The organism is Actinoplanes aureus (assembly GCF_015704865.1).
GTDB lineage: Bacteria > Actinomycetota > Actinomycetes > Mycobacteriales > Micromonosporaceae > Actinoplanes > Actinoplanes aureus.
Window position 1 is genome coordinate 142,071 of sequence record NZ_JADQTO010000008.1, and the last position, 13,815, is coordinate 155,885.

General features: G+C 70.5%; 8 protein-coding genes and 1 tRNA gene. 6 read left to right on the plus strand and 3 right to left on the minus strand.

Features of this window, described 5'->3' with window-relative positions:
- Positions 1-7 precede the first annotated feature (7 nt).
- A complete protein-coding gene (locus I4J89_RS18955; RefSeq protein ID WP_196415320.1) occupies positions 8-1,198 on the plus strand; it encodes an FAD-dependent oxidoreductase in 1,191 nt (396 codons plus the stop codon).
- Between the two features lie 728 nt (positions 1,199-1,926).
- On the opposite strand, the gene I4J89_RS18960 is transcribed toward I4J89_RS18955, so the two are convergent.
- Positions 1,927-2,799, minus strand: a complete 873-nt coding sequence (locus I4J89_RS18960) for a GNAT family N-acetyltransferase (protein ID WP_196415321.1) — start codon at positions 2,797-2,799, stop codon at positions 1,927-1,929.
- A gap of 180 nt (positions 2,800-2,979) precedes the next feature.
- Between I4J89_RS18960 and gltB the strand changes: the two genes are divergently transcribed.
- The 4 genes from gltB (at position 2,980) to I4J89_RS18980 (ending at position 11,563) form a co-directional block, all read left to right on the plus strand.
- On the plus strand, positions 2,980-7,533 hold the full coding sequence (gltB, locus tag I4J89_RS18965; RefSeq protein WP_507236527.1) for a glutamate synthase large subunit: 4,554 nt from the start codon (positions 2,980-2,982) through the stop codon (positions 7,531-7,533).
- Positions 7,526-8,995, plus strand: a complete 1,470-nt coding sequence (locus I4J89_RS18970) for a glutamate synthase subunit beta (RefSeq protein WP_196415323.1) — start codon at positions 7,526-7,528, stop codon at positions 8,993-8,995. Before gltB ends, I4J89_RS18970 begins: the two co-directional genes overlap by 8 nt.
- Before the next feature lie 246 nt (positions 8,996-9,241).
- Positions 9,242-10,678: a pyruvate kinase gene (gene pyk / locus I4J89_RS18975; RefSeq protein WP_196415324.1), complete on the plus strand. Its 1,437-nt coding sequence runs from the start codon at positions 9,242-9,244 to the stop codon at positions 10,676-10,678.
- Positions 10,679-10,684: 6 nt separating this feature from the next.
- Complete coding sequence (locus tag I4J89_RS18980) at positions 10,685-11,563, plus strand: acyl-CoA thioesterase (protein ID WP_196415325.1); 879 nt, start codon at positions 10,685-10,687, stop codon at positions 11,561-11,563.
- A 94-nt stretch (positions 11,564-11,657) separates the two neighbouring features.
- Here the strand turns inward: I4J89_RS18980 and I4J89_RS18985 are convergent, their stop codons facing one another.
- Together I4J89_RS18985 and I4J89_RS18990 are read right to left on the minus strand one after the other, a co-directional pair.
- Positions 11,658-12,533, minus strand: a complete 876-nt coding sequence (locus I4J89_RS18985) for a DUF308 domain-containing protein (RefSeq protein ID WP_230859188.1) — start codon at positions 12,531-12,533, stop codon at positions 11,658-11,660.
- Between the two features lie 363 nt (positions 12,534-12,896).
- Positions 12,897-12,973 (minus strand) — tRNA-Leu (locus I4J89_RS18990).
- Positions 12,974-13,132: 159 nt separating this feature from the next.
- Here I4J89_RS18990 and I4J89_RS18995 point away from each other — a divergent pair.
- Positions 13,133-13,747 (plus strand): ANTAR domain-containing response regulator, encoded by a 615-nt coding sequence (locus I4J89_RS18995; RefSeq protein WP_196415326.1) that lies wholly within the window; start codon positions 13,133-13,135, stop codon positions 13,745-13,747.
- The last annotated feature ends 68 nt before the right edge of the window (positions 13,748-13,815 follow it).

Genomic DNA, 13,815 nt, shown 5'->3' on the forward strand with positions numbered 1-13,815 from the left:
GCCCGGCATGCGCACGGCCGTGGTGGTGGGCGCGGGGATGGCCGGGCTGGCCGCCGCCGGCGCGCTGTCACGTACCGGCTGGCGGGTGACGGTCCTGGAACGCGCCGAACGGGTGGCCGGCCCGCCGACCGCGGTGGTGCTCTGGCCCAACGGCTTGCGCGCCCTGACCGCCCTCGACCCGGACGGCGGCTGGTCGGCCATCGCGTCACCACTGCCCGACGGCGGGGTGCGGCGTCCTGACGGGCAGTGGCTCGTCGCGCCTCGTACCCGTTCCGGCGCGGGCCCGGCTCCGGCCGCCGCCCACCTGGAGGACATCTACGACGCACTGGTCGCGGGTCTCGGCGAGCACGTCGAGATCCGTACCGGCTTCGACGCGACAACCGTCACCACCGGCCCCCGGCAACGTCCCGCGGTGAGCGACGGCCGAACCACCCTGGAAGCGGACCTGCTCATCGGCGCGGACGGCATCGACAGCCGGGTCCGGGCCGCCCTGGCACCCGAGTCGGTGGCGCTCGGCTCCGGGTTCGCCGCCTGGCAGGCCGTCATCCCCGCCTACCGGGTGCCGCGCCTGGAGGGCGACCGCTGCCCCGGCGGCGAGACGCTCGGCGCCGGCTACCGGTTCGTCGCGATCCCACTCGGCGAACGCGCGGCCGGCAAGGGCGGCGTCTACTGGGTGGCCACCGCGGCCGGCGCCACCCGCCCCGAATCGCCCGCCACCCAGCTGGCCCTGCTGCGCCGCTGGTTCGCCGGCTGGCCCGAACCGGTCAGCGAACTCCTGGCCGCCACCCGCCCCGAGGAACTCGTCCCGCAGGGCGTCCGCGAACTGCGCCCATTGCCCCGCGCCTACGGCTTCCCATCCGGCCCCGGCGGCGTGGTCCTGCTCGGCGACGCCGCGCACGCCATGCCGCACCATCTCGGCCAGGGCGCCTGCCTGGCCTTCGAGGACGCGGCCACCCTGCGCCCCCTGATGGCCACCGCGAAGCCGGGCCCCGACCTGCGCGCCGCGGTCGAGGCCTACAGCCGCTTGCGCCGCCCGCGCACCACCAGCGTGGTCCGCCAGAACCGGCGGATGTCCGCGGTGGTCCAGGCCCGCGGCCGCCTCGCCCTCCGCGCCCGCGACGCCGCCCTCAACCACATGCGCCCGCGCATCCTCGGCCGCACGCTCGACCCGGTCCCGGATTGGACCCCACCGGACTAACCCTTTTCCGGTACGCGCCACACCTCCCGAAAAATCCCCCACGCCCGCCGTGCCACGCGACCGCCTGCCCACTCCCGGCCGCCCGGCGACCGCCGGGCCACGCACACGGCGAGCCCTGCCATCACTCAGCCCCGGTCCCGGCTGGCGCCGGGGCACGTCATGGGCCGCGCTCGGGTTGGGTGCGTGGCTGCCGGCCGGCGGCGCTCGGCCGGCGCCGGGGCACGCGGTCCGCCGTCACGCGCGAGCGTGGTTGCTAAGGCCCGCTCGGGTCGAGGTCTCTATCCGCCCGGCACCAGGCAGCCCTCCACGCTGGCCCCGGTAGCCCGGCTAGCGCTGGGCGCGTTATGCGGGCCGGGTTGGGTGCGTGGTGGACGGCTGGGGGTGCCGGGCCGTCGGTGGGGCACGTTATGCGGGCCGGGATAGGTGGCTGGTGGACGGCTGGTGGTGGGGCGCGTGGTGGCCGTGCGGATCTGCGAGGTCGCGTTACGCGGTGCCGGTGTGAGCGCGTCCGACCGCAAGATCAGATTGTGATAGCGGCGCCGACCGGTCCGGCACCACGAGGGAGAAAAAGATCTCACACCGGGATTCACCCGTTAGGCACCCCTCCGGCCCGGGCGGCGAGCGCTCTGCGAGCTCCGTAGCGCACGCTTGGGTAATGAGTCAAACGGACAGCGGTGCTTACGGCGTACCAAATCTTGGGAACTGTGAGGGAATCGCTGCCGCGCGCCTCAGAGAGGCGCGGCGGCCGGCTCGGCGATGCAGGCCGTGCCCACCCGGCGGAAGCCGACCTTGGTGTAGAGCCGCGCCACGTCGTCGTCGCCCGCGGAGAGGAAGACCAGGCTCACCCCGGAGGCCAGCAACCGCCCGGCCAAAGTGGCCGTGAGCTGGGAGGCGTAACCACGTCCGCGCGCTGACGGCAACGTGGCCACCCCGACGATCTCGGCGGTGTCGCCGACCCGCTGGCTGGTGGCGGTGGCCAGGATGCCGTCGGCGGGCGACTCCACCACCGCGGTCACGTAGTCACCGCTGTCGAAGAGTCGCTGGGCCTGCCGCACCGCCTCCTGGGTGGGCGGCGCCGCGGCGTCCCGCTCGGTCGGGCCGGCGCCGTCGATGACCAGCGTTTTCTCCACCATCTCCATGGGTGCGCGGTGGGCCGGCATGCCGAAGCCCAGCCGGGCGACGGCCCGGGAGGCACCCAGGTCGGCGGGGAAGCTGGGTGCCGCCGTGTCCAGGTAGCGGATGCTGGCGCCGTGCACCGGCAGGTCCGGGACCAGCGCTTTCGGATCCAGGGTGAGCAGCGGTGCCAGCAGCACGTCCAGGCCTGCGGATCGGGCTACCGCCAGCAGGTCGGGCGTCGTCTCGTGGACCCACTCGAACGCCTCGGGAAGGCCCAGCTCGCGCTGCCGTTGCCGGGTGGCCGTGATGTCCGCTGCCGAGGGGGTGTGCGAACCACGCTTCGGCCGTGCATAGTAGGGCCAGCCCTCTCCCTCGCGGATGAAGAGGATCAGCGAGCCGATCTCTTCGATCCGCGCCCAGGGGCGAGGCAAAGCGTCGTAGAACCGCTCGAGTCGGTCGAAGAGGCCGGAATCCGCTGGCGCCATCGCGCGAGACTACCGGTCCGCACACCGGCTGTGCTATTCAGTTCGTCCGCGGATCGGTGCGAGGTGTGATCAATCCGCATCTGGCGGAGATCAGTGTCTCTTAACGTAGACTCAAGAGACTTTGCAGGGCCGACGTCGTCCCGACCTCGAAACGAAACACCAGTGACGACAGGAGGCCCGGTGGCATATCCGCACCCCCAGGGGCTTTACGACCCCGCCACGGAACGCGATGCCTGTGGTGTGGCCTTCGTAGCCGACATTCACGGCCGTCGCTCCCATGACGTGGTTGCCAAGGGCCTGTCGGCGCTGATTCGCCTCGACCACCGGGGCGCGCGTGGCGCCGAACAGAACACCGGTGACGGCGCCGGCATCATGATTCAGATCCCGGACGAGTTCTACCGAGCCGTGGCCGGTTTCGACCTGCCCGCGGCCGGCAGCTACGCCGCCGGTCTGGTCTTCCTCCCCACGGACCCCGACGATGCGGCTCGTGCGATCAAGGTCTTCGAGAAGTACGTGCTCGTCGAGGGCGGCGAGGTGCTCGGCTGGCGCGACGTCCCGGTGCACCCGGACGACCTGGGCGCCTCCGCCGAGGACGCGCGCCCCGCGATCCGGCAGGTCTTCCTCGCCGCGCACCGTCTCACCGACTCGCCCGCCGGTCCCTCCGGCGAGCAGCTCTCCGGCGTCGAGCTGGACCGGGTGGCGTTCTGCATCCGCAAGCAGGCCGAGCGGGAGACCTCGCAGCGCGGCGTCGGGGCGTACTTCCCCTCGCTGTCCTCGCGCACCATTACCTACAAGGGCATGCTCACGCCGGAGCAGCTGCCGGCGTTCTTCCCGGACCTGACCGACGAGCGGGTCTCGAGCGCGATCGCCCTGGTGCACTCCCGGTTCTCCACGAACACGTTCCCGTCGTGGCCGCTGGCGCACCCGTACCGGCTGATCGCCCACAACGGTGAGATCAACACGATCCGCGGCAACAAGAACTGGATGGCCGCCCGCGAGGCACTGCTGTCGTCGCCGAACCTGCCGGGCAACATCAAGCGGCTCTTCCCGATCAACTCGCCGGAGGCGTCCGACTCGGCGAGCTTCGACGAGGTCCTGGAGCTTCTTCACCTGGCCGGGCGCAGCCTGCCGCACGCGGTGCTCATGATGATCCCGGAGGCCTGGGAGAACGACGCGGAGATGGAGCCGAAGCGGCGCGCGTTCTACCGCTTCCACGCCAGTCTCATGGAGCCGTGGGACGGCCCCGCCGCCGTGGCCTTCACCGACGGCACGATCATCGGCGCGGTGCTGGACCGTAACGGCCTGCGCCCCGGTCGCTGGTGGCACACCGCCGACGGCCTGGTGGTGCTCGGTTCGGAGGCCGGCGTCGTGGACGTCGACCCGGCTCGCGTGGTGGCCAAGGGCCGCCTGCAGCCCGGCAAGATGTTCCTGGTCGACACCGAGGCCGGGCGGATCGTCCACGACGATGAGATCAAAGCTGAGCTGGCCGCGGCCGAGCCGTACTCGGACTGGCTGCACGCCGGCATCATCGAGCTCGAGGACCTGCCCCCGCGCGAGCACGTGATCTACACCCACGACTCGGTGCTGCGCCGCCAGCAGGTCTTCGGCTACTCCGAGGAGGAGCTCAAGATCCTGGTGGCGCCGATGGCGCGGACCGGGGCCGAGCCGCTCGGCTCGATGGGCACCGACACTCCGATCTCGCCGCTGTCCACCCGGCCGCGGCTGCTGTTCGACTACTTCCACCAGCTGTTCGCGCAGGTGACCAACCCGCCGCTGGACGCGATCCGGGAGGAGCTGGTCACCAGCCTGGCGTCGACCATCGGGCCGGAGGGCAACCTCCTGAAGCCGGGGCCGGCCAGCTGCCGGCAGATCTCCCTGCCGTACCCGATCATCGACAACGACGAGCTGGCCAAGATCCTCTCGATCGACGAGGACGGCGACCTGCCCGGCTTCAAGGCGGTCCGGGTCTCCGGTCTCTACCCGCTGCGGGACGGCGCGGCCGGCATCAAGGCCCGGCTCACCCAGATCTGCCGGCACGTGTCCGAGGCGATCGAGGACGGCGTACGCATCCTCGTGCTCTCCGACCGCGACTCCAACGCCGACCTGGCCCCGATCCCGTCGCTGCTGCTCACCGCGGCCGTGCACCAGCACCTGGTACGCGAGCAGACCCGCACCCAGGTGGCGCTGGTCGTCGAGTCCGGTGACTGCCGCGAGGTGCACCACGCGGCGACGCTGATCGGCTTCGGCGCGGCCGCGGTCAACCCGTACCTGGCGTTCGAGAGCGTCGACGACCTGATCGCCACCGGCGCGCTTGTCGGCATCGACCCGCGCAAGGCGATCCGCAACTACGTCAAGGCGCTCGGCAAGGGCGTCCTGAAGATCATGTCCAAAATGGGCATCTCGACCGTCTCGTCGTACTGCGGTGCGCAGGTCTTCGAGGCCGTCGGCCTGGAGAACAAGGTGCTCCAGCGGTATTTCGCGGGCACGTCCGGGCGGATCGGCGGTGTCGGCCTGGCGGGCATCCACGCCGAGGTGAAGGCGCGGCACGAGAAGGCGTACCCGGCGAACCCGGCCGAGCGGGCGCACCGGCGCCTCGAGGTCGGCGGCGAGTACCAGTGGCGCCGCGAGGGCGAGCTGCACCTGTTCAACCCGGAGACCGTCTTCCTGCTTCAGCACGCGACGCGCTCCAAGCAATACGACGTTTTCCGTAAATATACGGAGAAAGTGGACGAGCTGGCTGCGGAAGCCGGCCACCTGCGTGGGTTGTTCCGCTTCGACTCCGACCGTCCGGCCATCGACATCAGTGAAGTCGAGCCGGCCGAGCAGATCGTCAAGCGGTTCTCCACCGGCGCGATGAGCTACGGCTCGATCTCCGCCGAGTCGCACGAGACCCTGGCCATCGCCATGAACCGGCTGGGCGCCAAGTCCAACACCGGTGAGGGCGGCGAGGACGTCGAGCGCCTCTACGACCCGCAGCGCCGTTCCGCCATCAAGCAGATCGCCTCCGGTCGATTCGGCGTGACAAGCGAATATCTGGTCAACGCCGATGACCTGCAGATCAAGATGGCGCAGGGTGCGAAGCCCGGCGAGGGCGGCCAGCTACCCGGTAACAAGGTGTGGCCGTGGATCGCCAAGACCCGGCACGCCACCCCGGGCGTCGGGCTCATCTCGCCGCCGCCGCACCACGACATCTACTCCATTGAGGACCTGGCCCAGCTGGTCCACGACCTCAAGATGGTGAACCCGGCGTCACGCGTACACGTGAAGTTGGTGTCGGAGATCGGTGTCGGCACCGTCGCTGCCGGCGTGGCCAAGCTGAAGGCCGACGTGATCTTGATTTCCGGCCACGACGGCGGCACCGGCGCGTCCCCGCTGAACTCGCTGAAGCACGCCGGCACCCCGTGGGAGCTGGGCCTGGCCGAGGCGCAGCAGACGCTGCTGCTCAACAAGCTGCGGGACCGGGTCACCGTGCAGGTCGACGGCCAGCTCAAGACCGGCCGCGACGTGGTGGTCGCGGCGCTGCTCGGCGCCGAGGAGTTCGGCTTCGCGACCGCGCCGCTGATCGTCTCCGGCTGCATCATGATGCGGGTCTGTCACCTGGACACCTGTCCGGTCGGCATCGCCACGCAGAACCCGGTGCTGCGCGAGCGCTTCACCGGCAAGCCGGAATTCGTCGAGAACTTCTTCATGTTCCTCGCCGAGGAGGTCCGCGAGATCCTCGCCGAGCTCGGATTCCGGAGCATCGACGAGGCGATCGGCCACGCCGAGGTGCTGAATGTGACCCCCGCGGTGGAGCACTGGAAGGCCAAGGGTCTCGACCTGTCGCCGGTGCTCTACGTGCCGGAGCTGCCCGAGGGCGCTGCTCGTCGCGGCGTCGTCGCCCAGGACCACGGCCTCGAGCTGGCCCTGGACAACGAGCTGATCGCGCTGGCCCAGCCGGCATTGGCCGAGGGCACGCCGATCCGGGCCGAGCTGCCCACCCGCAACAACCAGCGCAGCGTCGGCGCGATGCTGGGTGGCGAGGTCAGCCGCCGCTACGGCGGCAACGGCCTGCCCGACGACACCATCGCGTTCACCCTGCGGGGTACGGGCGGCCAGTCGTTCGGCGCCTTCCTGCCGCGCGGTGTCACCCTGCGGCTGATCGGCGACACCAACGACTACGTCGCGAAGGGCCTCTCCGGCGGCCGGGTGATCGTGCGTCCCGCCGAGGACGCGTCGTTCGTCGCCGAGGAGAACACCATCGCCGGCAACACCATCCTGTACGGCGCCACCGGCGGCGAGGTGTTCCTGCGGGGACGTGTCGGTGAACGATTCGCGGTGCGTAACTCCGGCGCCTCCACTGTCGTCGAGGGCGTCGGCGACCACGGCTGCGAGTACATGACCGGCGGTGTCGTGGTGGTGCTCGGCCCGACCGGGCGCAACTTCGCGGCCGGCATGAGCGGCGGCAAGGCGTTCGTGCTCGACCTGGACAAGTCGCTGGTCAACCCGGAGCTGGTGGACCTGGCGCCGCTGACCGACGAGGAGCGCGACACGCTGCGCTCGCTGGTGGAGAAGCACCACGCCGAGACCGACTCGGCCGTCGCCGGCCGGCTGCTCAAGGACTGGAACACCGCGGTCGAGCAGTTCACCGCGGTGGTACCGCGCGACTACAAGCGCGTGATGGAACTGATCAGGACCGCCGAAGCCGCCGGTCGCAATGTGGACGAGGCGGTCATGGGGGTTACCAGTGCCTGATCCGAACGGTTTCCTCCGGTACGAGCGTCAGCTCCCGAAGCGCCGCCCGGTTCCCGTCCGGATCATGGACTGGAAAGAGGTCTACCCGCCCGCGGGTGAGGAGCTCATCCGCGACCAGGCGACGCGCTGCATGGACTGCGGCATCCCGTTCTGCCACGAGGGCTGCCCGCTGGGCAACCGCATCCCGGACTGGAACGACCTGGTGCGTACCGGTTCGTGGGACGCGGCGGTGGAGTCGCTGCACGCCACCAACAACTTCCCGGAGTTCACCGGGCGGCTCTGCCCGGCGCCCTGCGAGGCGGCGTGCGTGCTCGGTATCGCCGACGACCCGGTGACCATCAAGCAGGTCGAGGTGGAGATCGCCAACCACGCCTTCGGGCGGGGCCTGGTGCCGCAGCCGGCACCGGCTGCGACCGGCAAGTCGGTCGCGGTGGTCGGTTCCGGTCCGGCCGGCCTGGCGGCCGCCCAGCAGCTGGCGCGGGCCGGGCACGCGGTCACGGTCTACGAGCGCGACGACCGGATCGGCGGTCTTCTCCGGTACGGGATTCCGGACTTCAAGATCGAGAAGGACGTCATCGACGCGCGCCTGGTGCAGATGGCCGCCGAGGGCGTCGTCTTCCAGGCCGGGGTCAACGTGGGCGTCGACCTGACCGCCGACGACCTGCGTGACCGGTACGACGCGGTGCTGCTCGCCGCGGGCGCGCTGGCCGGCCGGGACACCCCGGACACCCCGGGCCGCGAGCTGAAGGGCGTGCACCTGGCGATGGAACACCTGGTTCCCGCCAATCGCATCGTCGCCGGTTTGCAGGACACCACGCCGATCGACGCCAAGGGCAAGCACGTCATCATCATCGGCGGCGGCGACACCGGCGCCGACTGCCTCGGTGTGGCCCACCGCCAGGGCGCGGCCTCGGTCACCCAGCTCGACCAGTACCCGCTGCCGCCGGAGGTCCGCACCGGCGTCAAGGACCCGTGGCCGACCTGGCCGCTGATCCTGCGCAACTACGCCGCGCACGAGGAAGGCGGCGACCGGGTCTTCGGTGTCGCGGTGCAGGAGTTCGTCGGCGACGGCGACGGCAACCTGACCGCCATCCGGATCGCCGAGGTCCAGGTCCAGCGCATCGACGGCGTCCGTACGGTCACCGTCACTCCCGGCTCGGAGCGTGAGCTCCGCGCCGACCTGGTGCTGCTCGCGGTCGGTTTCGAGGGCACCGAGGACCAGCCCCTGCTGGCCCAGTTCGGGATCAGCCGCAACCGGCGCAACGTGCTCGACGCCGACCAGACGTGGCAGACCTCGGCCGAGGGCGTCTTCGTCGCCGGCGACATGCATCGCGGGGCCTCCCTGATCGTCTGGGCGATCGCCGAGGGCCGGGCGGCCGCGGCGGCCATCCACGAGTACCTGGGCGCGGCAGGTGACCTGCCGGCTCCGGTGCGTGCGGACCAGCAGCCGCTCTCGGTCTGACCTGATCGGCCGTTAAGGCCCGTCACCCTGTCGGGGTGGCGGGCCTTTGCGCTGGTGAACCGGGGTTGCGGTATGTGCCGTCGGGCGCCGGACGGCGACCGATAAGCTGAACCGGCGGTCGCTGAAGCCCGCGGACGACGCAGCGCACCCCGTGGAACCCGCGGGTTGACCTCGCCGTCGACACCCGCAGTTCATGCCGAGGACGGGGGTCGGCCGCCGGGCCGCCCCAGAAGAAGGACTAGCCTGATGGCCGTGACACGCCGCGCAAAAATCGTCTGCACGATGGGCCCCGCCACCAAATCGCCGGAGCGCATGCTCGGCCTGGTCGAGGCGGGAATGAACGTGGCCCGGATGAACTTCAGCCACGACACCCGTGAGAACCACAAGGAGATGTACGAGCTGGTTCGCGCGGCCGCCGAGCAGGCTGACCGCCCGGTCGCCATCCTGGCCGACCTCCAGGGTCCGAAGATCCGCCTCGGCAAGTTCGCCGACGGCCCGCACCGCTGGGAGACCGGTGACCGCGTGGTCATCACCAGCGAGGACATCCTCGGCACCAAGGAGCGCGTCTCCTGCACCTATACGAAGCTGCCGCACGAGGTCAAGACGGGTGACCGTCTCCTGATCGACGACGGCAAGGTCGCGGTCGAGGTCACCGGGGTCGAGGGCGAGGACATCCAGTGCCTGGTCGTCGAGGGCGGCCCGGTCAGCAACAACAAGGGCGTCTCGCTGCCGAACGTCGCGGTGAGCGTCCCGGCGCTGAGCGACAAGGACGAGGAGGACCTGCGCTTCGCGCTCGGCCTCGGCGTCGACCTGATCGCGCTCTCGTTCGTCCGCGCGCCGGAGGACATCAACCTGGTCCACAAGATCATGGACGAGGAGGGCCGCCGGGTCCCGGTCATCGCCAAGGTGGAGAAGCCGGAGGCGGTCGAGCACCTCGAGGCCATCGTGCTCGCCTTCGACGGCGTCATGGTCGCCCGTGGTGACCTCGGTGTCGAGCTGCCGCTGGACCAGGTCCCGCTGGTGCAGAAGCGTGCCGTGCAGCTGTGCCGGGAGAACGCGAAGCCGGTCATCGTCGCGACCCAGATGCTCGACTCGATGATCGAGAACTCGCGCCCGACCCGCGCCGAGGCCTCCGACGTCGCCAACGCGGTGCTCGACGGCACCGACGCGGTCATGCTCTCCGGCGAGACCAGCGTTGGCAAGTACCCGGTGCTCACCGTCAGCACGATGGCGAAGATCGTCAGCACCACCGAGGCCGGTGGCATGGGCGTGCCGCGGCTGCAGCACGACCCGCGTACGCACGGTGGCGCGCTGACCGTCGCCGCCTCGCAGATCGCCCGGCACATCGGCGCGAAGGCGCTCGTCGCGTTCTCGCAGACCGGTGACACCGTGCGCCGCCTCGCCCGGCTGCACTGCGACCTGCCGCTGTACGCGTTCACCCCGGTCCCCGAGGTCCGCAACACCCTCGCGCTGAGCTGGGGCGTGGAGACCTTCCTGACCGACTTCGTCGAGCACACCGACGACATGTTCCGCCAGGTCGACGCGAAGATGCTGGGTCTCGGCCTGGCCAAGCCCGGCGACTACGTGGTCGTCGTGGCCGGCTCCCCGCCGAACGCGCCCGGTTCCACCAACACCCTGCGCGTGCACCAGCTCGGCACGCTGGTCGACCCGGCGACGGTGTGACCTCGCGTGACGTCGCACATCCGGGGACAGGCCGCGGTCGATCAGCTTCTGGAACTTCTGGACCTGCGGCAGATCGATCCGGCCACCTTCCAGGGTGACAGCCCGAAAACGGGTGCCCAGCGCGTGTTCGGCGGCCAGGTCGCCGGGCAGGCGCTGGTCGCCGCGGGGCGTACCGTCGATCCGAGCCGGCTCGTGCACTCGCTGCACGGCTACTTCGTGCGTCCCGGTGACCCCACCGTGCCGATCACCTTCCACGTCGAGCACATCCGTGACGGCCGGTCGTTCTCGGTACGCCGCTCCACCGCCAAGCAGCACGGCAAGACGATCTTCTTCATGTCGGCGTCGTTCCAGGTGCCGGAGGAGGGGATGGACCACCACACTCCGGCGCCCACCGACGTGCCGGAGCCCGAGGACGTACCCACCATGCGCGACTGGGTGGAGCGGTACCCGGACCGGATGGCCCTGTTCAAGGCGGCACCGCAGGCCGTGGACGTGCGCTATGTGGGTGTACCGGGATGGGTTCCACCCGGCGACCGCGAGGTCCAGCCGCAGCAGCGGGTCTGGATGCGGTTCGACGGCAAGCTCCCGGACGATCCGCTGCTGCACGCCTGCGCCCTGACGTACGCGTCCGACCTCTCCCTGCTGGACGCGGTCCTCTCCACCCACGGCGAGGTCTGGGGCCCGGGCGGCATGATCGGCGCGAGCCTCGACCACGCGCTCTGGCTGCACCGGCCGTTCCGTGCCGACGAGTGGTTCCTCTACGACAGCGTCAGCCCGTCGGCGAGCGGCGCCCGGGGCCTGGCCAGCGGGCGGATGTTCACCCGCGACGGCCGGCACATCGCCAGCGCCGTGCAGGAGGGGCTGCTCCGCCGCGTCGGCGGCTGACTCCCGGACGAGAAACCCCGCCGGTGCTGGATCCCGGTCCGGCGACTGACCGTCAACGGATCCATCACCGGCGGGGCCGGGGACAAGTCCCTCATCAGCCCCGACCGGATCGGTCCGCGTCACCGGCTCGCCCGGCAGGCATGCCTTCGACGCCTTCCGGCGTGTCCGGGACCGGCGGCAGGTCCTTCGGCACCGTTGTGGTGTCCACCCGCGGTCCGCCCACGCCGGCCTGGGCGAGCATCGCGTCCAGGTCCGCCGTGGTCCGTACGACCTGCTCGTGGAAGGTCTCGCCGGTGGTGGTGGCCTCCCCGGCGATCACCGTGGGCGGGCCGGTCCGGGCGCGGTGCCGGGCCCGCGAACGATGCGGCGCGCCCTCGAAGTCGGTCAGGCCGGCCGTGTAGCCGGTCACGCCGGCGGCCCGCTCCGGCGGCAGTTCCAGCACGTCCTTGCGGGTGGCGGCCACCTCACGCAGCCGCAACGCGGTCACCAGGTCGGCCACCGCACGCAGGGCGCCGAGCGCGCCCAGCACGACGAGAACCAGGTCAGTGGTACGCGAGTACGGGCTGGCCGAGAAGAAGCCGAGTGCCATCTCGAGCACCCCCACAGTGACCAGCAGGCTCCATATCCGGTCCGAGCCGCGCGTGAGGACCCCGACCGCGACGTCCACGGCTCCGCGCACCATCAGGTACCAGCCGATCAGCGAGGCCGGTGTGGTGTACGACGAGTCCGACGAGGTCAGCAGGACCACGCCGGTGGCGGTGAACAGGGCGGCCAGAATCGCGTTCAGCCACCAGGTACGGGTTCCGGCGAGCGCGCGTACCAGCTCGCACACCGCGCCGAACAGGATGATCGGGCCCGCCACCGCCGCGATGTCCGTCGGCTCCAGCCGCATCACCGCCCAGGCGATCGCCAGCCACGCCGCCCCCGCGAACATCAGGAACCCCCACATGCTCCCGCGTGCGACGGTCAAGGGCGAAGAACCGGACCACAACATGAGGCCTCCCGCAGCAGCTGTCCTTGCCATGACAGCATCCGGGGCAGGCCGAGGCCCCGGGTTCGCCGAGATTGGCCAAGATCACATCAGGTGAGCCGGAATCGTTCGGCGACCGTTTTTCGCCATCCGGAGCCGGTCGGCGATTCTGTTCCGCAACCCGAGTACGTCGCTGATCAGCGCACTTATCGCGGCGGTAACGCACCGGTCACCGGAATGAAAGAAATGCCGCGTGAATTGACCGGCCGCTCGATTCCCGGGTGCGGCCGTCGCGCCTGCGCCCGCCTTGCTGAGCGCTGTCGAATAGACGGGCGTAATCCTGCGGTTATGCATGATCAGATGTGGTGCCCCCGGTGGGATTCGAACCCACACTGTATGGTGTTTGAGACCATCTTCTCTGCCGGTTGGAATACAGGGGCCGACATACCCATCTTGGCATGCCCTGGCGCGGCATATCGAACCGGGCATGACTTGGTCACGCCAGGATGAGTCTTCGACAGCCTACCCACTAGGCTTAGGGCGGCGGTACCCACATACCGGGGTGTCGCGACATCGACGTTCTGGGGGTAGGGGTTTCCGTGGCCGACACGCAGGCTGGTGCCGAGCGCAAGCGGGTGCTCATCGCCGAGGACGAGGCCCTGATCCGGCTGGACCTCGCCGAGATGCTCGTCGAGGAGGGCTACGACGTGGTCGGCGAGGCGGGCGACGGTGAGACCGCCGTGCGCCTGGCCGAGGACCTGAAGCCCGACCTGGTGATCCTGGACATCAAGATGCCGATCATGGATGGTCTGGCGGCCGCGGAGCGCATCGCCGGCGGCCGGATCGCGCCGGTGGTGATCCTGACCGCGTTCAGCCAGCGTGATCTCGTGGAGCGGGCCCGCGCGGCCGGCGCGATGGCGTACCTGGTGAAGCCTTTCCAGAAGTCCGACCTGGTGCCGGCCATCGAGATCGCCCTGTCGCGGTATTCGGAGATCGCGGCTCTGGAGTCCGAGGTCGCCGGTCTGACCGACCGCCTGGAGACCCGCAAGTCGGTGGAGCGCGCCAAGGGCGAGCTGATGACGAAGTACGCGATGACCGAGCCGCAGGCGTTCAAGTGGATCCAGCGCACGGCGATGGACCACCGGATGACGATGCGCGAGGTCGCCGACCGGATCCTGGCCGAGGCGCAGGAGTCCGGGAGCACCCCGGCTTGAGTTGACCTTGTCGTTGCGTTGACCTTGACAGACGACGGCTTGTAACACTCGCTCTGTGCGTTCGGTCA